Here is a 23,471-nt window from a genome sequence, read left to right on the forward strand (position 1 = left end):
TTTTATTTTCGGTTGGTTTTTCCGGAAGCATAAAATATATTTTGTGGCATAAGTTGATTTTATAAGGAACGACTATCTATTGAATATTAGGGTTTTAAAAAGACTGTTTTTCGGTATGCTTCTCAAGGGTTCTTTTCGGTATCAGAACCCGAAAACACCTTATGTTTTTTGATTTCATAAAAGCAGATAAAACGTTTCTCGTCAGTAAAAAACTACTCGTTCTGTTGATAACTTCATATACAATACCCTTGTACATTAGGCGCTAATCCTTATCTTTGCGCCATAAAAGACATCAAAAATCAACAGCAATGGCAGAAAATACACCTCTGGAAGAAAATAAAAAAAGCCTGAATTTCATCGAACAAATCATCGAAAAAGACTTGTCCGAGGGCAAGAACGACGGACGGGTTCAAACGCGCTTCCCGCCCGAACCGAACGGTTATCTGCATATCGGGCATGCCAAAGCCATCTGTCTCGATTTCGGTATTGCCGAAAAATATCGGGGCGTGTGCAACCTGCGTTTTGACGATACGAACCCGACGAAAGAAGACGTAGAGTACGTCGATTCGATTCAGGAAGATATTCGCTGGTTAGGCTTCCAATGGGAAAACATCTTTTATGCTTCGGATTACTTTCAACAACTCTTCGATTTTGCCGTTTCACTGATCAAACAAGGAAAAGCATACGTCGACGAGCAAAGCGCGGAGGCCATTGCTGCACAAAAAGGAACGCCGACGCAGGCCGGTATAGATAGTCCTTATCGTAATCGTCCGATAGAAGAGAGCTTAGACCTTTTTCTCCGTATGAATCGCGGAGATTTTGAAGAGGGCGCCATGACCTTACGGGCTAAGATCGATATGGCTTCCTCCAATATGCACTTCCGCGATCCCATCATCTATCGCATCATTAAGACGCCCCATCACCGGACAGGAAGAACATGGAATGTTTATCCGATGTACGACTTCGCACACGGGCAGAGCGACTATTTTGAAGGGGTAACCCATTCGCTCTGTACGCTCGAATTTGAAGTACACCGGCCATTATACGATCATTTTATCGATTTGCTGATCGACAGCGAATGCGGAAAAGGCGGCGATTACCGTCCGCGACAGACAGAGTTCAATCGTTTGAACCTGACGTATACTGTGATGAGCAAGCGCAAGCTGCTCCAGCTGGTTAAAGAAAAGTTGGTAGACGGCTGGGACGACCCGCGTATGCCAACCATCTGCGGTTATCGCCGAAGAGGTTTCACCCCCTCCTCCATTCGCCGTTTCATCAACCTGATCGGTTATACGAAATACGACGGCATGATCGATGTTGCATTGCTCGAACATGCTGTGCGCGAAGATCTCAACGCCACGGCGCGGCGTGTCGCTGCGGTGCTTCGTCCCGTTAAACTGATCATCACGAACTATCCCGAAGGACAGGTAGAAATGATGACCTCGGTCAACAACCCGGAGAACCCCGAAGATGGAACACATGAGATCGCCTTCTCGCGCGAGTTGTATATCGAGCAGGACGATTTTATGGAAGATGCTCCCAAAAAATATTACCGTCTGACGCCGGGACAGGAAGTACGCTTACGGTGCGCTTACATCGTAAAATGTACGGGATGCAAAAAGAATGCGGACGGCGAGGTGGAAGAAGTTTACGCCGAATACGATCCGAATACGAGAACTGGAATGCCCGACAGCAACCGAAAAGTAAAAGGCACGATACACTGGGTATCTGCCGCCCACGCGTTGCCTGCCGAAGTGCGGCTTTACGACCGCTTGTTTAACGTAGAGAATCCGGCCGAAGAAAAAGACAAAGATTTTCATGAACTGCTGAATCCGGATTCGTTGCAGGTACTGACCAAGTGTTTCGTAGAAGAAGATTTGGCACAGGCCAAACCTTACGATCACTTTCAGTTCCAACGTATCGGATACTTCAATCTTGACCCGGACAGTCGTGACGGCAAATTGATTTTCAACCGTACAGTTCCGCTGAAAGATACATGGAGCAAGAAAGTAAACGGTTGATAAAAGACAGTATATCTATATTATTCTTTGGGGCGCATGACCTTACTCGAGCGATATAAAGAGATGCATGAAAAAGGCACGGAAGCCTATTTCGATGCCGACGAGATCATTCGGTTGCTTGAATATTTCGAGGATGAAAATGATTTTGAAGGATTCACACAGGTGCTTGAATTGGGACTCAAGCTGCATCCTGAAAATATCGGCATCAAAATCAAGGAATGTAAGGTTTATATTTATCAGGAAAAATATGCCGAAGCGTTGGAGCGCATAAAAAGCATAGGAGATGACGACGATCCCGAACTTTTTCTGCTTAAAGTGCAGTGTCTGTATGTCATGGACCTCCATCACGAAGCAGATGAACTCCTTGATCAGCATCCCGTGGACGATGAGTTGAGAATTATTTATGAAGACCTTACTCCCATTCTGAGTGAGATCGGTAAAAATGAAGTCGCTTTCAATCTTGTCAAGCGTGCGATTCAACTCTTCCCTGACAGTGTCATTCTTAAAGAGGAACATTGCTATCATGAAGAGATGGCGGGTAATTTACAGCGCGCTTTGCAAATATGTAGGGAGTTGATCGATATAGACCCCTACTCTACCGATTATTGGTACATACAGGGACGCTTACTCTCCAATCTCGGACAGTATGAAGAAGCAATCCACTCGTTCGACTTCGCGCTCACTTGCGACGAGGATGACGTAGAGGTCAGATTATTACGCGCATATTGCCTCTTTATGAACGAAAATTACGAGAAAGCGATCGAAGCCTATCTGGATTTGCTCTCGGACAAAAAAGACATCACCGATCATATCGAACCGATTCTCGCGGAATGCTACCTGAAAGCAGACGATTTCGAACGTGCTTATACCTTATTTAATAAGTTGCTTGGTAAACCGGAAGTACTCTCGCAAGTAGCACGATACAAAACGCATCACCGCATTTTCTCGCAAACGGATCAAAATAGCGATAAGACGGCCGAGTACTTAAATAAAATGTTTTTTGCTGCCAGGAAAATGCAGGAAAACGAACTGCCGTCGGACAAATATTTTCTGCATGCGCAAGACATACGTTCGCAAAAGCCTTTCCTTTTGCCTCCCGACGGATTGTCGGAAGAATTTATTAAAAACAAACATCATCTGAATTAGAGATATGAATCGCACATTGAAAGATAACGTCCTGTTGGTGCTCAAAGGAGTCGGTATGGGTGCAGCCGATGTGGTACCGGGTGTCTCAGGAGGCACAATCGCCTTTATTGTCGGCATATACGAAGAACTGATTAATTCGATTAAGAGCGTAAATTTAACTTCGTTGAGAATGCTCTTTTCGCTCAAGTTCGGTCGCTTTTGGAAAGCCATCAATGGCAATTTTCTACTAGCCATCATCTCAGGTATCGGTATCAGTATTTTCTCTCTGGCCAAACTGATTACTTATTTGCTGGTACACGAGCCGGTTCTGGTTTGGGCGTTCTTTTTCGGATTGGTGCTGGCTTCGATTTGGTTTGTTTCGCGCGAAGTCGCAAAATGGAATGTCAAAACCGTGGCAGGATTCGTATTCGGTGCCGTAGCAGCTTATGTGATAACCATCACTACCCCTGCTGAAACTCCGGATGATATATGGTTCATCTTTCTCTGTGGCGCCATCGCCATTTGTGCGATGATTCTTCCCGGCATATCGGGCAGCTTTATTCTGGTTTTACTGGGAAAATACTTCTTTATCATGGAGGCTGTCAAATCGCTTCGGATGAGTGTCTTGCTCGTCTTCGCCGGAGGAGCTGTAATCGGAATTTCTTTGTTTTCTCGCGCACTGTCTTACGCACTGCATCGTTTCCATGATATCACCATCGCTGTTCTGAGCGGCTTTATGTTAGGGTCACTGAATAAAGTTTGGCCGTGGAAAGAAACGATCGAGACGTATATTGACCGTCATGGCGTGGCCAAACCTCTGATTGAAGCAAATATTTTACCCGATCGCCAGTTATGGGAAGCGATTGGATTGGCTGCTGCAGGGTTCGTACTCGTTTATCTGTTGGAATTGATTTCGTTAAAAGGTAAAAAGAAAAAAACGGAGATACCTAACGCATAATCTACCTTTCCGAGCCTTTTCGACGCATGTAAAAAGAGACTTTTTCTCTCTTTTCCGGAATATTTTTACGGGATTCTTGGACGATGTATAGGTAATATGGTAAATTTCTGTATTTTTGTACGCTTAAAATCACGGCCGATTTTTGAAAATGTATTATCTTAACTATAAAAACAGAATTAAAAAATGGACAAAGAGTATTACTATTTGAATGGGGACACCAAAGTAGGTCCTTTCTCATTGGACGCTTTGAAAAGCGCTCCGATTAATCCGGACACGTTAGTTTGGAACGGCTCGTTACCGGATTGGGTGGCTGCACGTACATTGCCGGAGTTACAAGACATGTTTGCCGCAGCAGGAAACACGTCGGCTTCTTCTTCGAACTATGATCAGAGAGAACCGAGATATAACACGAACACTGCACAAAGCACAAATTATTCGACAAGCGGCGGAACTTTCGGCGATCCGAATATGCCTAAACCTCCGATGCCGGAGAACTATCTCGTATGGGCCATTCTTTCTACCGTTTTTTGCTGTATGCCTTTAGGTATTGTATCCATCATCAACTCTACCAAAGTAAGTTCTGCTTATGCACTCGGCGACTATGTTGGTGCAGACAATGCATCGAAAAATGCAAAAAAATGGGCAATGTGGTCTGCTATTGCTGCGGGAGTAGTTTGGCTGCTTTATGTTATATTCATTATTGTTATTGGCGTAGGAGCCGCCATGAGTAGTGATATGTAAATTCAGTATGCGGGGCTTTCCGGCGTGAAGGCTCCGCATCAATTAGCTTTAATTATTAATTATGTATCCTGTTCCTCGATACAAAATTATCCTCTGGATTTTTCTTTTTCTGGTTTTCCTGATCGCAATCTATATCTATTCACACATTCACCCTAACAGTTCTCCATTCTTTCCTAAATGCCCATTCCTGATGCTGACCGGAATGAAATGTCCGGGATGCGGTTCGCAACGGGCTATTCACGCCTTACTTCATGCCGACATAAAAACAGCCTTCTCTTATAATGCCTTGCTTGTACTGTCGATACCGTATGTTATCCTGCTGCTCGGCGTTCGTATTTATCAACTCTTTAATCCATACAGTCCACTAATCTTAAAAGTACAAAGAAGCCTTTATATCTGGATATTCTTTGCCATTGCCATGACTTTTTTTGTTGCCCGCAATATTTTTAGCTTCTGACTTGCATATTCTTGTTTTTTTTGTAGATTTGCATCCCAGTAAATAAAAATAAAGGATTTATGGCAAAAGTAAAAGGAATGGTAGTGGTCAACACCGAACGGTGTAAAGGCTGCAACTTATGTGTCGTGGCCTGTCCTTGCAATGTACTGGAGTTGCACCCGCGGGAGGTCAATAACAAAGGCTATCACTATGTATATATGAAAGAGCCTGACGATTGTACCGGTTGTGCCAGTTGCGGATGGGTTTGTCCCGATGGATGTTTAACCGTCTATAGAAAGAAAATTGATTAACACAATGGAAGAAGTAAGACTTATGAAAGGAAACGAAGCGCTGGCCCATGCTGCGATTCGTTATGGAACAGACGGATATTTTGGTTATCCGATTACACCTCAGTCGGAAGTCATGGAAACACTGATGGAAGAAAGACCGTGGGAAACAACAGGTATGGTGGTACTGCAAGCAGAAAGTGAAATCGCTTCGATTAATATGGTTTACGGGGGAGCAGCAACAGGCAAACGAATCATGACCTCGTCGTCCAGCCCGGGTATGAGCTTGATGTTGGAAGGAGTCTCCTATATTGCTGGCTCGGATCTCCCTTGTCTGATTGTAAATGTAATGCGTGGCGGTCCCGGATTGGGAACAATCCAGCCGAGTCAAGCCGACTATTTTCAGACGGTGAAAGGTGGAGGTCATGGAGACTACCGCTTGATAGCTCTTGCTCCTTCGTCGGTGCAGGAAACGGCCGATTTTGTCGGACTGGGTTTCGATCTTGCATTCAAATATCAAACTCCGGCGATCATCATCACGGACGGTATGATTGGTCAGCTGATGGAAAAAGTCGTACTTCCCCCGTTTCGTCCGCGGAAAACGGAGGCGGAGATTGCCAAAGAATCACCTTGGGCAGCTACCGGAAAAGCGGCCGGTCGAAAACCCAATATCATTACTTCTTTGGAGTTGGATCCGGTCATTATGGAAAAAAAGAACTTGCATTTCCAAGAGAAATATAGCCGGATAGAGAAAAACGAAGTGCGCTATGAAGAATACAAATGCGAAGATGCGGAGTATCTGTTGGTCGCATTCGGTTCATCGGCACGAATCTGCCAGAAAGCGATTGAAATAGCACGTGGTCAAGGATTGAAACTCGGTTTAATCCGTCCGATTACTCTGTGGCCGTTCCCGACTCAGGTAATTGCCAGTTATGCCGATAAAGTGAAAGGGATGCTTTCGGTAGAGCTGAATGCCGGACAGATGGTCGAAGATGTTCGGCTGGCTGTAAACGGACGTGTCAAAGTCGAGCATTTCGGCCGCTTGGGTGGCATCGTTTTCACTCCGGACGAAATTCTGAAAGCAATTGAAGAGAAACTGATGTAATTTAACAAGTAATGAAACGAGGAGACCGATTAGACGAACTGTTTACCCTGCTTTTTATGGTGTTGACGATTGTAGCCGGCATCCTCTATTTTACCGTGAAAGATAGCCATTTGCCGTTCCTTATTTGTGGAGGCATCGCTATTCTTTTGCGTATAGTACAATATCTTATGAGATTTTTGGGTTAAAAAACTTACGGAATATTCAAAAATGGAAACAATAGAAATAATTAAACCTGAAAATTTGGTCTATCAAAAGCCCAAATTGATGAATGATAATTCCATGCATTATTGCCCGGGATGCAGTCATGGCGTTATCCATAAACTGATCGCCGAAATATCCGAAGAGATGGGTATGGAAGAAAAAACGATCGGAATCTCCCCTGTCGGATGCGCAGTATTTGCTTACAACTATATCGATATCGACTGGATTGAAGCGGCTCACGGACGTGCTCCGGCTGTAGCTACAGCGGTAAAGCGAGTGAACCCTGATAAAATGGTCTTTACGTATCAAGGTGACGGTGACTTGGCGGCCATCGGAACGGCTGAAACCATTCATGCAGCTAATCGTGGCGAAAACATTGTGATTATTTTCGTAAATAATGCCATTTATGGTATGACGGGCGGACAGATGGCCCCGACCACTTTGGTTGGAATGCCTACGGCAACTTGTCCTCACGGTCGTGACGTGGAACTGAACGGACATCCTTTGCGAATCGGGAATTTGCTGGCACAGTTGGATGGAACGTGTCTGGTCACACGCCAAAGCGTCCATACTCCTGCTGCGGTAAGAAAAGCAAAGAAAATGTTACGCTTAGCATTTGAAAATTCCATGGCTCGCAAAGGAACATCGATTGTAGAATTTGTTTCTACTTGTTCGTCCGGATGGAAAAAAACACCGGCCGATTCGAACAAATGGATGGAAGAGCATATGTTCCCCTTCTATCCCTTGGGAGACTTGAAAAATGTATAACGATTAGCAGAAGACAAGATATGCAATACGAAATAATTATAGCAGGTTTTGGCGGACAGGGAGTGTTATCGATGGGGAAAATTCTCGCTTATTCGGGACTCATGGAAGATAAGGAAGTAACCTGGATGCCGTCCTACGGTCCGGAACAACGTGGCGGTACAGCCAATGTGACCGTGATCTTGAACGACGAACGGATTAGTTCTCCCGTATTGAATGAATACGATATTGCCGTGATTCTGAACCAACCGTCGATGGATAAATTCCAATCGAAAGTGAAAAAAGGCGGTATTCTTATTTACGATGGATATGGGATTCATAAGCCGATCACACGTACGGATATCGATGTGTATCGTATCGATGCGATGGATACGGCTACGGAACTGAATATGCAAAAGACGTTCAATATGATTGTGTTGGGCGGCCTCCTCAAAGTTGTTCCGATGGTAAAACTGGAAAGCGTGCTTCTCGGGCTGAAAAAAACCCTGCCCGAACGACATCATACGTTGATTCCGGCCAATGAAGCCGCTATCAAAAAAGGTATGGAACTGATCCAAAAGGTGTGAATCGAAGGCGTTGTGTCTATTCTATCCTATACCTGTGTCTCAAATCGAGGCACAGGTTATATGCTTTATTGCTATGCCTGTTGTGTGTAACGACCGTATTCGCACAAGAGCGATCGCGCAGTAGCGGCCGCAGGGGTGGGTTTTCTCTTACGGCGCGTAATGCGGCACAACTTCCAGACAGTTTACTCGTTCCCGATAGCACCCATATCGGTATCAAACGCATCAACGGTTATCACTTGACTGAGAAACTTGGGGATCGTATTCTCGCCCCTATGGATACCAATCGTCTGAATACGGCAAATAGTACGTTAATGGAAGGACGAGGGATAGCCGGTGCCTATACCGGAAATATAGGTTCCCCTTATCAGAGCCGTATCTTCAACGAGCGAAAAGAAGAACGCGATTTTATCTTCGCAGATGCGTTCGACGGAGATATCCTAACTCCTACCAACGGATATTTCTATGATGTTAAGGTACCTTATACGCATATCCTGTATACACGTGCCGGTGGTTCTACCAAACGTGAAGAGCAACTGAAAGGCGTGTTAACAAGCAATTTCGGAAAAAAAATCAATGCCGGTGTAGATTTTAATTATATCTACAGTCGGGGACAATACACTTCAAACAATAACAAGCTGCTCAGCTATAGATTGTTCGGAAACTACCTTTCCGACCGTTACGAGGCACATGCACATCTCCGTAATTTTAATTTCATCCAAAATGAAAATGGTGGATTAACAGATGACCGGTACATTACATCGCCGGATGATTTTGAAGATGGGCGTCGGGGAGTCGACAGCAAATCGTATCCGACACGGTTTACTAATACATGGAACCGCGTTCGTGGTAAAAACGTCTTTCTTACACACCGTTATAATTTCGGTTTTTATCGTGAGATGACCGAAAGCGAAGCCAAACGAAAACAGGAAAAAGACGCTCAACGTGAAGCGTTGAAGAAACAGGAAGAGGAAGAAAAAAACTCGACCGGTCGCCCTAAAGAGCAGGAGGAAGAGGAAGAAGATCTTCATGCAAACGAAGTCTTTGTGCCTGTGGCCAGCGTTATTCATACCGTCGAATATGAAGATTTTCGCAGACGATTTATTTCGAAAGATATGGGGATCGATACATGCTACGTGAACCGCTATGATACGGTTGGGCGCGTTCCCAATGATGTTTCGTCGGCTTGGAATTTAAAAAACACGCTCGCTCTTTCGTTGCGTGAGGGATTTCAGGATTGGGCTAAGTTTGGTTTAACGGCTTTCGTCAGTTTTGAGAAAAGAAACTTTAAAATGCCCGGAGACTCTGCTAAAGGAGCTATCCGTAACATGCAAAAGTACGATGAATACGCTACTTTCTTAGGTGCCGAACTTTCTAAACGACGCGGGAGCCTCCTCACCTATCAAGGACGTGGTGAGCTTTGTGTGTTAGGTGATGATATCGGAGAGTTTCGCTTGACGGGACTTGTTAAAACGCGGTTTCAGCTTTTTAAAAGAGAGGCTTCCATTCAGGCAGACGGATACATCAAAAATTTGCGACCCGCGTTTTTCCAACGTCGTTACAGCAGTCGTTATTTCTTTTGGAATAAGGATCTGAAGAATACACAGCGGGTTTATGTAGGGGGAACCGTGGCTTGGGAACAAACGCGTACATGTTTCTCGGCCGGGGTTGAAAGTATTCAGAATCATATCTTTTTTAACAAAAAAGGCCTTCCTGAGCAATTCGGGAGCAATCTGCAAGTTGTTACCGCTCGTCTGCGACAAGACTTTCGGTTCAAGGCTTTCGGATGGGATAACGAGTTAGTCTATCAGACCAGCAGCAATAAGCAGGTCTTGGCTTTGCCTCAACTGTCGCTCTATTCGAATATGTATGTAACGGTTCGACTTGCGAAGGTGTTAATGGTACAGATGGGAGCCGATGTGCATTATTTCACCGAATATTACGCTCCATATTATGAACCGGCTACGCAACAGTTCATCAATCAGGATAACATTAAAATCGGCAATTACCCGTTAGTGAATGCTTATGTTAATTTTCATCTCAAACAGGCAAGATTCTTTGTAACGGGATACAATATAAGCAAGTTATTTGCGTCTCCGAATTATTTTTCAATGCCTCATTATCCGATAAACCCCATGGTGGTCAAATTGGGAGTGGCTGTAAAGTTTAATAATTGACGTATGTTTTCACGCAAATTACTCATTATCTATATCATCCTGTTGCTTCTCGTACTGGCGATTATGGGAAGTTTGATATTCCGCATGCAGTCTGTTGTTCAACCTCGCGATTACTATGAAATCAAGCAGTCTGGTGTGCTGCGTATTGTTACAGAATACAACCAATCCGGCTATTTCATGTCGGGCGATACGTTGCAAGGATTTCAGTATGAACTATGCAGGAAGCTGGCCGAATATTCGGGATTGGAAGTTGAGATACATCTTGAAATGAGCCTTGACAAGAGCTTTGAAGGATTGAAAAACAATCGGTATGATGTCATCGCCCGTAACATTCCTACGACAACCGAACTGAAAGAACATTATTTGTTTGTCGAACCGATGGTGTTGAATAAACAGGTCTTGATACAACGTAAAACCGAGAACAATAATGGGATAAAACCCCTTCGCAACCAGCTGGAGCTGGCCAAAAAGACGTTGTATGTTCCTCAAAATTCACCTGCTATTCTGCGCCTTCAAAATCTGCAGTACGAGATAGCCGACACCATTCATATCGTCGAAGAACCACTTTACTCTTCCGAGCAATTGATCATTATGGTGGCTAAAGGAGATATCGATTATGCGGTTTGTGATCACCAGATTGCTCGTCTGTCGAAGAAACAATATCCCGAAATCGATATTGATACCGACATCAGTTTTACCCAGTTGCAATCATGGGCTGTCCGCAAGTATTCACCGGATTTGTTGGACAGCCTGAACCATTGGTTTGCACAAATGCGAAAAGACGGAACATTTGATAAGATCTACCGGAAGTATTATCATATCATACCTCCCACGACGACGAAGATTCGTATTCCCATTTCAACGACAGATACCGGTAAAGCGAAAGAATCCGCCGAAACATCAACACCCGTAGAAGAAACGACTCATGATGCGGTTAAGCCGGTATCGGAAGAAGAAAACGGAACACCTTCTACCCTTCCGGAAGCGTCTCCAACAGAAGAAAAACAACCTAACAAACAATTATTTGTATCATACATAATTACCGATTAACAGAACAACATGAGATTTGACGAACTGAACCTTGGCGATGCTGTATTGGATGGACTGGAAGCCATGAATTTCCACGAGATGACTCCTATACAGGAACTTTCCATTCCTCCGATATTGGAAGGTAAAGATATTATCGGATGCGCTCAGACGGGTACCGGAAAGACGGCGGCTTATGTGCTGCCTATCATCAGTAAACTGAATGATGGGAACTATCCGCAGGATGCCATCAATGCGGTCATTATGGTTCCTACCCGCGAGCTGGTACAGCAGATCGATCAACAAATCGATGGTTTTACTTACTTTGTTCCGGTCTCGGCTGTAGCCGTTTATGGGGGAACGGATGGTATTGTCTATGCTCAACAGGAGCGCGGACTACAGATGGGAAGCGATATTGTGATTGCAACCCCCGGACGGCTGATCAGCCATTTGAATATGGGGAGTGTCGACTTGTCGCAGACGTCATTCTTTGTTCTTGATGAAGCAGACCGGATGCTCGATATGGGATTTTACGATGACATTATGCAGATTTATAAGAAACTTCCGCATGATTGTCAAATTATTATGTTTTCGGCAACGATGCCTCCTAAGATCCGCACCTTAGCTCAAAACATCCTCAAGGAACCGGAAGAGATCAAAATTGCCATTTCCAAGCCGCCCGCTTCCATCATGCAGACGGCATACATCTGCTACGAAGCACATAAAATGCCGATCATTAAGCAATTGTTCTCAAAAAAACAGCCTGAACGTGTCATTATCTTTTCATCGTCGAAGATGAAGGTGAAGGAGTTGACCACAGCTCTCAAGCGGCTTCAATTCAATGTTGCAGCGATGCATTCCGATCTGGAGCAAAGCGAACGTGAACAAGTGATGAAGGAATTCAGGAACGGGCGTATCGGTGTGCTTGTTGCAACGGACGTTGTGGCACGCGGTATCGATATCAATGACATTACGCTTGTCATCAATTACGATATACCGAATGACCCTGAAGATTACGTACATCGTATCGGGCGTACGGCTCGGGGAACAGACGGCAAAGGGCTGGCCATCACGTTTGTTTCGCAACAGGAACAAGCGAAATTCAAAGAAATCGAAACGTTTTTGGAGAAAGAAATTTATAAGATCCCGCTTGATGCCGATCTAGGCGAAGCACCGGCATACGAGCCCGAGAAATACGGCCGTTCGCGTTCACGTAGCCGAGGCAGACAGTCATCGCAAGGCAATCGTCATCGGAAAAGCGGAGGACAACAGCAAGGCAACTTATCATCACGTCCGAAAGGAAATCGACGACGGAACAAACCTTCACAAAACCGATCGAACGGATAATTCCATGATTTGCTTTCCAAATGCCAAGATAAACTTAGGACTGTTTGTTGTCGGGAAAAGACCGGACGGATATCATGATCTCGAAACGATTTTTTATCCGATTCCGCTATGCGATGCCTTGGAGATTGTACCGGCTGAAACCGACTCTTTCCGATGTTCCGGGATGACGTTGGATTCGGATCCGGAGAACAATTTAGTACTCAAAGCACTTCGAGCATTACGGCAACAATATACGATTCCACCGTTAGCCGTTTATCTCAGAAAAGCGATTCCTTTCGGCGCGGGACTTGGCGGAGGATCGGCTGATGCTGCTTTTATGCTGAAGCTGGTTCGCGAATATTACCGCCTGCCGGTCTCGGACGATGAATTGGCAGAAATAGCGTCCGGCATTGGAGCGGATTGTGCATTTTTCATCCGCAATCGTCCGGTGAAAGCATCGGGAATCGGCAATATTTTCGAACCCATCGATTTATTTCTCGGCTCATACACGTTATATATCGTCAAGCCGGATGTGTTCGTATCGACCAAAGACGCATATTCGATGGTGAAACCGTCGCAACCGACGCATTCGTTGAACGAGATTATCCGACTCCCCGTATCAGAGTGGAAAGAAGTCTTAAAGAATGATTTTGAGACGAGTGTCTTTTCGCGCTTCCCGATGATCGGAGAAATTAAAGATGAACTCTATGCTCAGGGAGCTGTTTATGCTTCTATGTCAGGGTCCGGATCGGCCGTTTTCGGATTGTTTGAACATGATATTTCTCTTTCCTTCCCCGGTTGCTTCGTATGGAAAGGAAGCCCCCAATGAATACCTACCGACTCACCGACTGGCTCCCCACAACTAAAAAAGAAATGGAGATACGCGGCTGGGAATATCTGGATGTGATCCTTTTCAGCGGCGATGCCTACGTTGATCATCCTTCGTTTGGGGCTGCGGTGATCGGGCGTATACTCGAAGCCGAAGGGCTGCGTGTAGGTATTGTTCCGCAACCCGATTGGCGAGGAGATTATCGGGACTTCAAGAAATTAGGCATCCCCCGATTGTTCTTCGGAGTCTCTCCGGGGGCGATGGATTCGATGGTCAATCATTATACGGCGAACAAACGTTTGCGTAGCGATGATGCGTATTCTCCGAACCATCAACCGGGGTTACGTCCTGATTATCCAAGCATAGTTTACACAAAAATCCTGAAAGAATTATTCCCGGAAGTACCTGTTGTCCTCGGTGGAATCGAAGCATCACTTCGTCGATTGGCACATTATGACTATTGGCAAGACCGACTGAGACCGGGTATTTTGGCAGACAGTCCGGCCGATCTGCTTATCTACGGAATGGGAGAAAAACCCATTTGCGAACTCGTACGACGCCTTAAACAAGGTGTTCCGTTTCGGACGATCAGAGACATTCCACAGACAGCGTATATCACCCATCATCATGAATCTATAAGAACGGAGGATATCCGTCTGTTTTCATTCGAAGAATGTTTGAAGGATAAACGTAAGCAGGCACAGAATTTTCGCATCATCGAAGAAGAATCGAATAAGCATGAAGCATCGCGGATGATTCAGCAGACAGGGAAACGGTCCATTGTTGTCAATCCTCCGTATCCTCCGATGACAACTGTCGAAATCGATGCCTCGTTCGATTTGCCTTACACTCGTTTGCCGCATCCTAAATATAAAGATAAGGTCATTCCCGCTTACGAGATGATCAAATTCTCCGTTAATATCCATCGTGGATGTTTCGGTGGATGCGCGTTCTGCACCATTTCTGCGCATCAGGGAAAATTTATTGCTTCGCGCAGCAAAGAATCTGTTTTGCGAGAGGTTAAGGCCGTCACGGAGATGCCCGGTTTCAAGGGATATATCAGTGATTTGGGCGGGCCTTCAGCCAATATGTACCGGATGAAAGGCAAGGACGAACGCATCTGCCGGAAATGTAAAAAGCCATCTTGTATTCATCCCATCGTATGCAAAAATCTGAATGCCGATCATGCGCCTCTGCTCGAGTTGTACAGAGAGGCTGATAAGGTGCCCGGTATCAAGAAAACGTTTATCGGAAGTGGCGTACGGTATGATTTGCTATTGCATCCGTATGATAACGAGGCTTTACGTACAGCGGCGCGGGAATACACCGAAGAACTGATCAAGCATCACGTCTCGGGACGTCTGAAAGTGGCGCCCGAACATACCGAAGAAAATGTATTGAAGGTGATGCGAAAACCTTCATTTGCCCAGTTCGAAACATTCCGTAAAATCTTTGATCGTATCAACAAAGAGAATGGCTTGAAACAACAACTGATTCCGTACTTTATTTCAAGCCATCCCGGATGTTCGGCTGTTCACATGGCGGAGTTGGCCGTTAAAACGAAACAGCAAAACTTTCATCTCGAACAGGTTCAGGACTTCACCCCTACTCCCATGACGGTGGCAACGGAGATTTTTTACACCGGCTTTCATCCTTACACACTCGAAAAGCTCGAATGTGCCCGAACGAAAGAAGAAAAACTCGCCCAGCGTCAGTTTTTTTTCTGGTATCAGCCCGAATTTCGTTCTCGGATTATGCGCTACCTGCGCAGTATAAAAAGAAACGATCTGATACAGAAACTCTCGAAAGGGATACGTGAGTTCGATGTAAGAAAAGGAACAAAGTGATTTCTAAATTTTTTACTTTTGGATGCCATTCTGTTTATTCAGAATTTCTTTCTACTATTTGTGGGATAGCAAGAGACGTGCTGTAAATGTTAATTTTTTTGTGGATATGAAAAGAATATATATCTTGCGTCCGTATCAGATTACAAGAATCTATACCGGGAAACAATGTCATGTATTGCGATGAGCTTTCGTGTCGGGGAATATCATGAAAATCACGATAGCTACTTACGACTGCTGTTTCCGGAAATACGCTCTGAAATTTTACCGTGTGAATGAATGATAAGTTGAATTTTTAATGAGTGACTTGTATGAAACAAGAAAAGAATGGGAAGATCGGTCGCCGGAAAGTAGGACTACTTGCGGCGCTGATGTGTTTAGGAGTGGCTGTGGCTTATGCCCAACAGGTCAAAGGAACAGTGTTGGACGAGAACGGAGAACCGATTATCGGTGCCAACGTAGTGGAGAAAGGAACGACAAACGGTATGGTGACGGATTTGGACGGACATTATACTTTGTCGGTTTCAAATGTAGAACATGCCGTTTTACAGTTTTCTTACATCGGTTATAACACGAAGGAGGAAGCCGTGAAAGGGCGTAGTACGATCGACGTGACAATGCAACCGTCCGTCGTGAATTTGGGTGAAGTGGTGGCTATCGGATACGGTACGCAAACGCGACGTCAGATTACCGGTTCGGTGGCGAATGTGACGGAAGACAACTTCAACAAAGGACTGACGCGCGATGCGACCGACCTGTTGCAGGGCAAAGTAGCCGGACTAATGATTAATTCGGGATCGGGCGATGTGACAAGCACTTCGCGAATGCGGCTGCGTGGTGTCACGACTTTGCAGGAAGATATGGGACCGCTTGTCGTGATTGACGGGATACCCGGTGGCGATTTGAGTACGGTGGCACCCACCGATATCGAGTCAATTTCGGTGTTGAAAGATGCGACATCGGCGGCGATCTACGGCTCGCGCGCAGCAGGCGGTGTGATTCTTATCACGACGAAGAAAGGAGTCGGTAATCAAACGATTGTCAACTACGACGGATATATGTCGGTCGATGTACTGGCGAATAAGCCGGACTTACTCAATGCCGATCAATGGCGTGCTTATGCCGCTCACTCTAAGCAAGACCCTTCGGTTTACGATCAGTACGGAGCCGATACGGATTGGTTCGGTGAGTTGACACGTACGGGATTGTCACAAAATCATAGTTTGTCGCTATCCGGTGGTACGTCGAAGGGAAATTACCGTATTTCGTACACGTATCAGGATCGGAACGGAGTGATGCGTGACAACAAGCAAGAACGTCACAGTTTCCGCTTTCAGGTGCAGCAGCGGGCTATCAACGATCGTTTGCGCGTGGGACTGACCGGATCAGGTACGATTACGAATCAGGAGCTTCCGGAGGCTGGGAACTATATTTTGGCATACAGTATGCTTCCTGTTTATCCGGTCTATAATGCCGACGGTACGTATTTCACAAAAGTCAATGCGGAGTTTGATCAGGGAAACCCTGTGCAGAATCAAAACTTGAACCGGAAGGACAATGAAATGCTTTATTTCTATGGTTCGGGCGATATTCAATTTGAACTGGCCAATGGACTGAATACGAAACTGAATCTTTACAAGAGCCGCTTTTCCGATACGCGGAGCGAGTTCAATAATTCGACGACCGAAGACGGACAGAGCGATCAGGGGAATGCCTACAAACGGAACCGTGTATGGAACCGTAATCTGCTTGAGTGGACGATGGACTACGAACGGGCGTTCGGAGCCGAAGAAGAGCATAAGGTGCAGGCGCTGGCCGGTTATTCATGGGAAGAAAATACGTACGCTTACTTTTTTGCCCAGAACCGGAATTTTCTCTCCAATAATTTGTCTTATAACTCGCTGCAATCAGGCACAGGCCTTAAAACGGGCGATGTGGAATCGGGCAAGAGCGCCTATAAGCTTATTTCTCTGTATGCCCGAGCGTTTTACGGTTATCACAATCGTTACATGATTACGGCCATGCTCCGTCGTGACGGTTCGTCCAAGTTCGGAAAGAACAATAAATGGGGTATTTTCCCTTCTGTTTCCGCAGCTTGGGGTATCTCGGAAGAAGCGTTTATGAAAGATGTCAAATGGGTGAATGATCTGAAACTACGTGTTGGTTACGGTGTCACCGGTAATCAGACCGGACTTGATCCGTACCGGACTCTCGAGTTGTATGGCATGAAAGGTATCTATTATAACGACGGTTCGTGGAAAACAGCTTACGCGATCAGCCAGAATGCCAACCCCGACTTGAAATGGGAGTCGACGGCCACGATGAATCTCGGCCTCGATTTTTCGTTGTTTAACGGACGGTTCGGAGGGAGTGTCGAGTTGTACAAAAAGAAAACGTCCGACATGCTCTATACGTATGCCGTGCCGACGCCTCCGTTTGTGTATGACCGCATGATGGCCAATGTTGGCGATATGGAGAATACGGGAATTGAGATGATGTTCAATATCGGCGTGATCCGAAATAAAGACCTGGATTGGACGATGACACTCAACGGATCATATAACAAAAATAAAATTACGCGCTTGTCGAACGACCATTACGAGACGGACAAGGTCTATGTAGGCAGTCCGTGGATTCGCGGAGGATCGGGGGTGACATCTCATATCGTCGAAACGGGCCGTCCGGTCGGGCAGTTCTATATGTGGAAATGTAAGGGCATCAGCGATGAAGGAAAATACATCTTTGAAGACATCAATCAGGACGGAAACATCGACGAGGCGGATCGTACGTATTGCGGTACGGCATTGCCGGACGTGATTTTCGGATGGCAGAATACGGTGAATTATAAGAGCTGGGATTTTTCGGTTTTCTTCCGGGGAATGATCGGCAACGAAGTCTTCAACGGTCCTCGCGCAGCCTATGGTAACAACACTTATCTGATCGGTACCAACGCGCTGAACGACGAACTGATTTATAAGCTGAAGGGACAGAATTCGCAGATATGTTCGTATTATGTCGAAGACGCATCATTTATTCGTCTCGATAACATCGCACTCGGTTACACGTTCAATACGAAGAAGATCGATTGGCTCAGTAAAGCACGCATCTACATAGCTGCGCAGAATCTCTTTGTCATCACCGGATACAAGGGACTTGACCCGGAAGTACAGTTAGGAGGACGCAACGAGACCGATCGTGCCGGCAGCTCGAGAACAAGCACCGGTATCATGGCCGGCAGCGGACTGTATCCCGGTATCGAGTATCGCGATTTCTATCCCAAGTCGAAAACCTTCACAGTGGGAATTAATGTAACATTTTAATAATCCGTATAAAAGAATGATAATATGAAGATCAAATCAATCATATCCATGCTGACCGGCGCTGCCATGCTGTTCTCTCTTCCGTCGTGTTTCGATCTGGACGAGACGGTTTATGACAAAATCCCTTCCGATACGTTCGGGAAGAACAAGGCCGAAGTTGAGGCCATTATCGGTCCGGTCTATAATACACTGAAAAGATATTTCCCCTCCAACTGGCTTTATCTGAGTGAATGTACGGGAGATATGGCCATTAACCCGACCCGTAAGGGCGGGGACTGGTTCGACGGTGGCGTGTATCGTGATCTGCACATGCATACCTGGACTTCTCAGACGGGTACATTGCGCGGATGCTGGGAGGCAGCTACGCAGTCTATTTCGTCCTGTAACCTCATCTACGCGACGATCGAAGATTCACAAAGTATTTCGGACGAAGATAAAAAAGCCGCATTGGCCGAAATACGCGGGGTACGTGCCTTTTGGCTTTATTGTTTGATGGATGCTTTCGGTAACGTGCCGCTGGCCGTAAACTTTAAGGATGCCGGTTTGCCGGCGACGAAGACGCGTCAGGAAGTATTCGATTATATCGTGCAAGAACTGGATGAGATCAAAGATGTGCTTCGTTCCGATGTTTCGAGCGCAAGCTACGGCAAATTCACGAAAGGCGCCGCATATACTTTGCTGGCCAAAATGTACCTGAATGCCGAGGCATGGGGCGTACGCACGAAAAAGACAAGTAACTGGGCGGAAGTAGTGAGTGCCTGCGATGTAGTGATGGGGATGAGTTATGTACTCGAACCAAGCTGGAAGACAAATTTCCAGATCAAAAACGAAGCCTCGCGCGAAGCTATTCTGGCAGCATGTTATAGTGCGAATGATACGGAAGATCAAAATACGTTACATTTCCGTACTTTACATTATAAGGATAATATCGCACTCGGCGGTACATGGAGCTCGTGGAACGGGATCTGCGCCGCGACGGACTATGCCAAACTCTTCGAAGAAGGCGATCAGCGACTGAAAGGCTCCTTCTTGATGGGCGAAATGAAAGACCCGGCTACGGGAAAAGTACTGATGACGGCACACGATCGTCCGCTGGTACACTACATCGACGTGATTCAGATCGAAGGCTCGCAGTACGAAGGCTCCGTATGGGGACAGGTGAATCAGGAAGATGGCTATCGTTGCTATAAATGGCCGTATGACAAGGCCACTCTGGGAGCGATGGAGAACGATTTCATTATTTTCCGTCTGGCCGATGTCTATCTTATGAAGGCTGAGGCGCTCGTTCGCATGGGCGGCGATAACGGTGTCGCCACGAAGCTCGTTAATGCGATTCGTGAACGAGGATTCGGCAATGCTTCCCATAATTATACATCCGTTACCCTCGAACAAGTAGCGTTGGAACGTAAACTGGAATTGGCTTGGGAGTGTTTCTCCCGTCAGGACTGTATTCGCTTCGGCACCTTTCAGCATGCCCGTTATCTTAAGCCTGATACAAAAGGCAAGGAGCATCTGAAAGTCTTTCCGATTCCGCAAACAGCGCTTGACGCTAATCGAAACCTCAAGCAGAATCCCGGCTATTAATGACGCTTTTATACCTTACGCCCTCGTGCTCGGAGCCGGGGGCGTAACTTTTTTATCTTTTTCTGTGTCGTATTCCGGAAAATGATATACCTTTGCGTGGTGCTACGGATTATTACACATATAGAGCGTGTACTGTTAGTCAACGACTGCGTGATTGTTCCGGACTTCGGAGGCTTTGTACTCCGGCGATGCCCGGCCCTTTTTGTGGCCGAAGAAAATGCTTTCTCACCGGCACACAACGAAATTGTATTCAATCCTGCCCTTAACCATAACGATGGTCTTTTGACCGAATCGTATATGCAAATATATGGGATGGATTTCAACGAAGCGCAGCAAACCCTCAGACAAGACTTGGACGAATGGAAGAGAGCACTTGATGAGTACCGAACAGTTTCGGCAGGTAGGCTCGGATCGTTGCGACGAAACGAAGACGGAGCCCTTATCTTCGAACCGGAAGCGGATGCTTCCCGTTACACCTTCGATACCTATGGCTTAACTTCGTTTTATATGGCGCCTGTCGGTACGGAGCGTAGCCACGATTCACTTGTAACCCGTTTACCTGTTTCCCCGCAAGATTCTCCGATCGAAGAAACTTCTCGTACGGAAAAGACGGGGCGCGAAGTACCTCTGCTGTTACGTATGATGGGGCGCGTTGCGGCTATAGCCGCTGCGGCTGTCGTGCTGTTCTTTCTGATCACGACTCCCGTCAAGGATGTGAATCGGAATTCCTACACGGCCGGATTTGCACCTTCGGAAATACTGACTTCTACGTTTTCAGCCGGTGAAGCAGAAAAAGTATCTCCGGTACAACCTACGAAAGAAACGGACGAGCCGGTCGATTTGGGGCCGTCTCTTCCGGAGCCGTCTGTTGAGCCTGCTACCGGAGCCGTGCAGAAGACAATCCATTCATCGACCGAGATAGCCATAGAAAACGTGGCTCGCCGATCGTATTATGTCATTATCGGGAGCTTTGATTCCCGCAGTCGTGCGCGGAAGTTCGTTTCCGAAATCGACCCGGCGGAATGTCGTCAGATCGGGATGGTACGGAGCGGTCAGCGGATACGTGTGTATGCCGCGAAGTACGATAATCGCGCAGAAGCCGAAGCGTACGTAAGCCGGTTGCGGAAAACGGAAAAATTCAAAACATCGTGGCTCTATATCGGCCACCGAGATAGTTGATAAATATATATTATTGTAACATTTGAGGAACACACAGTCTGTTTAACAAATAAATAAAGGAAAGTTTTATGGCAGAAGCAAAAGAGAAGCTTTTTTCCGAATTTCCTCCCGTATCCACACAGGAATGGATGGATAAGATCACAGCCGATCTCAAGGGAGCTCCGTTCGAGAAGAAGCTGGTTTGGAAAACCGGCGAAGGGTTCAATGTAAATCCTTTTTATCGCGCCGAAGACATTGAAGGGATGGCGACTGTTACATCGCTGCCCGGTGAGTTTCCGTATGTTCGCGGAACAAAGGTTTCTAACGCATGGCTTGTCCGTCAGGACATCGAGGTGACCGACTGCGCGTCGGCCAACGAAAAAGCCAGACGCCTCGTGGCCGAGTGTGGCGTGACCGCTCTCGGTTTCCGGATCAAGGGTGAGCGCGTCAGTGCGGATAATATCCGGACATTGCTTGAAGGCATTTGTCCCGTAGAAACGGAACTGAATTTTATGACCTGCAATCGCAGGGCGGTAGAATTACTCGGTATTCTTACCGAGTATTACAAAGAAAAAGGAGTTGACTTGGACAAGGTGCACGGTTCTGTAGCCTACGATGCCTTTAAGGTGCCGTTTATCAAAGGCATTGCCCTTGAGAGCGACTGGGTCGAAGATGTCGTTGCCGTGCTCAAAGCCGGCGAAGCCTTGCCGCATTACCGTGTTTTGGCCGTACAGGCCTGCAACTTGAGCGATGCCGGTTCGTACATCACACAGGAGCTGGGCTATGCCATGGCTTGGGGGAACGAGCTGCTTGCCAAACTGTCGGAAGCAGGGATCCCGGTAGACAAAGTTGCCAACAAGATCAAGTTCAACTTCGGTATCTCATCCAACTATTTCATGGAAATCGCGAAGTTCCGTGCCGCGCGCTGGTTATGGGCTGAGATTGTAAAGGCTTATGATCCGGCATGTGCGTGTCCGCCCGACTGCTGCGATACGAAAACGGCCGACGATAGCGCATTCTGCCGTTGCGCCTGCAAGATGAAAATGCATGCACATACATCGGCTTGGAACATGACCGTGTTCGATGCGTATGTGAATATGCTTCGTACGCAGACCGAAGCGATGTCTGCCGCCATTGCGGGGGTTGACTCGATTACCGTGTCGCCTTACGACGACGTGTTCAAAACACCGGACGAATTTTCGGAACGTATCGCACGCAATCAGCAGTTGCTGTTGAAAGAAGAATGTCATTTCGACCGTGTTGTTGATCCGGGAGGCGGCTCGTATTACATCGAAGTATTGACGCGCTCCGTAGCCGAGGCTGCCTGGAAGTTGTTCCTCGAAGTTGAAGACAAAGGCGGTTTTACTGCCGTGGCGAATACCGGCGAGGTACAGCAAGCCGTCAACGAGTCGAATTCGGCGCGTAAGAAACAGATTGCCACACGACGGATCAGTCTGCTCGGAACGAATATCTTCCCGAACTTCACCGAGATTGCCGGCGACAAGATCGAAGCCGATTGCGAATGTGGCTGTCATTGCCATAAAGATTCGGAAATCGCGAAACTCGATTTCTCGCGCGGAGCTTCAGAGTTTGAAGCCTTACGTCTGGAAACGGAGAAGAGCGGTAAACGCCCGAAGGTGTTCATGCTTACCATCGGTAATCTGGCCATGCGTTTGGCGCGTTCGCAGTTCTCCTCGAACTTCTTCGCCTGTGCGGGCTATGAGATTTTCGACAATCTCGGCTTCGAAACCGTGGAGGCCGGAGTGAAAGCCGCTCGTGAGAAGAAGGCCGATATCATCGTGCTTTGCTCGAGCGATGACGAATATGCGACCTTTGCTCCCGAAGCGTTCAAGCTGACCGAAGGCAAAGAACTCTTTGTGGTAGCCGGTGCTCCCGCATGCATGGACGACTTGAAAGCGGCCGGCATCGAACATTTCATTCACGTGAAATCGAATGTGCTGGAGACGTTACAGATGTTTAACCGAAGCCTTCTTTAAAAGAAAAA

General features: G+C 46.6%; 18 protein-coding genes and 1 pseudogene. All 19 read left to right on the forward strand.

Annotation, left to right across the window (positions count from 1 at the left end):
• Nucleotides 1–308: 308 nt before the first annotated feature.
• Nucleotides 309–2,021 carry a glutamine--tRNA ligase/YqeY domain fusion protein gene (locus EII41_RS09115; RefSeq protein ID WP_124790337.1) on the forward strand — a complete coding sequence of 571 codons (1,713 nt, stop codon included), beginning with the start codon at nt 309–311 and terminating at the stop codon, nt 2,019–2,021.
• A 63-nt stretch (nt 2,022–2,084) separates the two neighbouring features.
• Nucleotides 2,085–3,167: a tetratricopeptide repeat protein gene (locus EII41_RS09120; protein WP_185711878.1), complete on the forward strand. Its 1,083-nt coding sequence runs from the start codon at nt 2,085–2,087 to the stop codon at nt 3,165–3,167.
• A 4-nt stretch (nt 3,168–3,171) separates the two neighbouring features.
• Complete coding sequence (locus tag EII41_RS09125) at nt 3,172–4,104, forward strand: DUF368 domain-containing protein (protein ID WP_124790339.1); 933 nt, start codon at nt 3,172–3,174, stop codon at nt 4,102–4,104.
• 183 nt (nt 4,105–4,287) lie between these two features.
• Nucleotides 4,288–4,845: a CD225/dispanin family protein gene (locus EII41_RS09130; protein WP_124790340.1), complete on the forward strand. Its 558-nt coding sequence runs from the start codon at nt 4,288–4,290 to the stop codon at nt 4,843–4,845.
• Between the two features lie 190 nt (nt 4,846–5,035).
• Nucleotides 5,036–5,302: a DUF2752 domain-containing protein gene (locus EII41_RS09135; RefSeq protein ID WP_260425537.1), complete on the forward strand. Its 267-nt coding sequence runs from the start codon at nt 5,036–5,038 to the stop codon at nt 5,300–5,302.
• A gap of 59 nt (nt 5,303–5,361) precedes the next feature.
• Nucleotides 5,362–5,592 (forward strand): ferredoxin family protein, encoded by a 231-nt coding sequence (locus tag EII41_RS09140; RefSeq protein ID WP_124751684.1) that lies wholly within the window; start codon nt 5,362–5,364, stop codon nt 5,590–5,592.
• A gap of 4 nt (nt 5,593–5,596) precedes the next feature.
• Nucleotides 5,597–6,673, forward strand: a complete 1,077-nt coding sequence (locus EII41_RS09145) for a 3-methyl-2-oxobutanoate dehydrogenase subunit VorB (RefSeq protein ID WP_124751685.1) — start codon at nt 5,597–5,599, stop codon at nt 6,671–6,673.
• Between the two features lie 11 nt (nt 6,674–6,684).
• Nucleotides 6,685–6,858: a hypothetical protein gene (locus EII41_RS14160; protein WP_014225951.1), complete on the forward strand. Its 174-nt coding sequence runs from the start codon at nt 6,685–6,687 to the stop codon at nt 6,856–6,858.
• A 22-nt stretch (nt 6,859–6,880) separates the two neighbouring features.
• A complete protein-coding gene (locus EII41_RS09150; protein WP_124751686.1) occupies nt 6,881–7,642 on the forward strand; it encodes a thiamine pyrophosphate-dependent enzyme in 762 nt (253 codons plus the stop codon).
• Nucleotides 7,643–7,662: 20 nt separating this feature from the next.
• Nucleotides 7,663–8,205, forward strand: coding sequence for a 2-oxoacid:acceptor oxidoreductase family protein (locus tag EII41_RS09155; protein WP_124751687.1), 543 nt, complete (start codon nt 7,663–7,665; stop codon nt 8,203–8,205).
• Nucleotides 8,202–10,379 (forward strand): putative porin, encoded by a 2,178-nt coding sequence (locus EII41_RS09160; RefSeq protein WP_317615872.1) that lies wholly within the window; start codon nt 8,202–8,204, stop codon nt 10,377–10,379. Before EII41_RS09155 ends, EII41_RS09160 begins: the two co-directional genes overlap by 4 nt.
• 3 nt (nt 10,380–10,382) lie before the next feature.
• Nucleotides 10,383–11,195, forward strand: a pseudogene (locus EII41_RS09165) (transporter substrate-binding domain-containing protein); the annotation flags it as partial.
• 243 nt (nt 11,196–11,438) lie between these two features.
• Nucleotides 11,439–12,752: a DEAD/DEAH box helicase gene (locus EII41_RS09170; RefSeq protein WP_124790343.1), complete on the forward strand. Its 1,314-nt coding sequence runs from the start codon at nt 11,439–11,441 to the stop codon at nt 12,750–12,752.
• Nucleotides 12,753–12,756: 4 nt separating this feature from the next.
• On the forward strand, nt 12,757–13,560 hold the full coding sequence (gene ispE, locus EII41_RS09175) for a 4-(cytidine 5'-diphospho)-2-C-methyl-D-erythritol kinase (RefSeq protein ID WP_124790344.1): 804 nt from the start codon (nt 12,757–12,759) through the stop codon (nt 13,558–13,560).
• On the forward strand, nt 13,557–15,407 hold the full coding sequence (locus EII41_RS09180; RefSeq protein ID WP_124790345.1) for a YgiQ family radical SAM protein: 1,851 nt from the start codon (nt 13,557–13,559) through the stop codon (nt 15,405–15,407). Before ispE ends, EII41_RS09180 begins: the two co-directional genes overlap by 4 nt.
• Before the next feature lie 308 nt (nt 15,408–15,715).
• Complete coding sequence (locus EII41_RS09185) at nt 15,716–18,724, forward strand: SusC/RagA family TonB-linked outer membrane protein (protein WP_124790346.1); 3,009 nt, start codon at nt 15,716–15,718, stop codon at nt 18,722–18,724.
• A 24-nt stretch (nt 18,725–18,748) separates the two neighbouring features.
• Nucleotides 18,749–20,308, forward strand: a complete 1,560-nt coding sequence (locus EII41_RS09190; protein ID WP_124790347.1) for a RagB/SusD family nutrient uptake outer membrane protein — start codon at nt 18,749–18,751, stop codon at nt 20,306–20,308.
• 99 nt (nt 20,309–20,407) lie between these two features.
• Nucleotides 20,408–21,487: an SPOR domain-containing protein gene (locus EII41_RS09195; protein ID WP_185711879.1), complete on the forward strand. Its 1,080-nt coding sequence runs from the start codon at nt 20,408–20,410 to the stop codon at nt 21,485–21,487.
• A gap of 68 nt (nt 21,488–21,555) precedes the next feature.
• A complete protein-coding gene (mutA, locus tag EII41_RS09200) occupies nt 21,556–23,463 on the forward strand; it encodes a methylmalonyl-CoA mutase small subunit (RefSeq protein ID WP_124751695.1) in 1,908 nt (635 codons plus the stop codon).
• The last annotated feature ends 8 nt before the right edge of the window (nt 23,464–23,471 follow it).

Source organism: Tannerella forsythia (genome assembly GCF_003860135.1).
GTDB lineage: Bacteria > Bacteroidota > Bacteroidia > Bacteroidales > Tannerellaceae > Tannerella > Tannerella forsythia_A.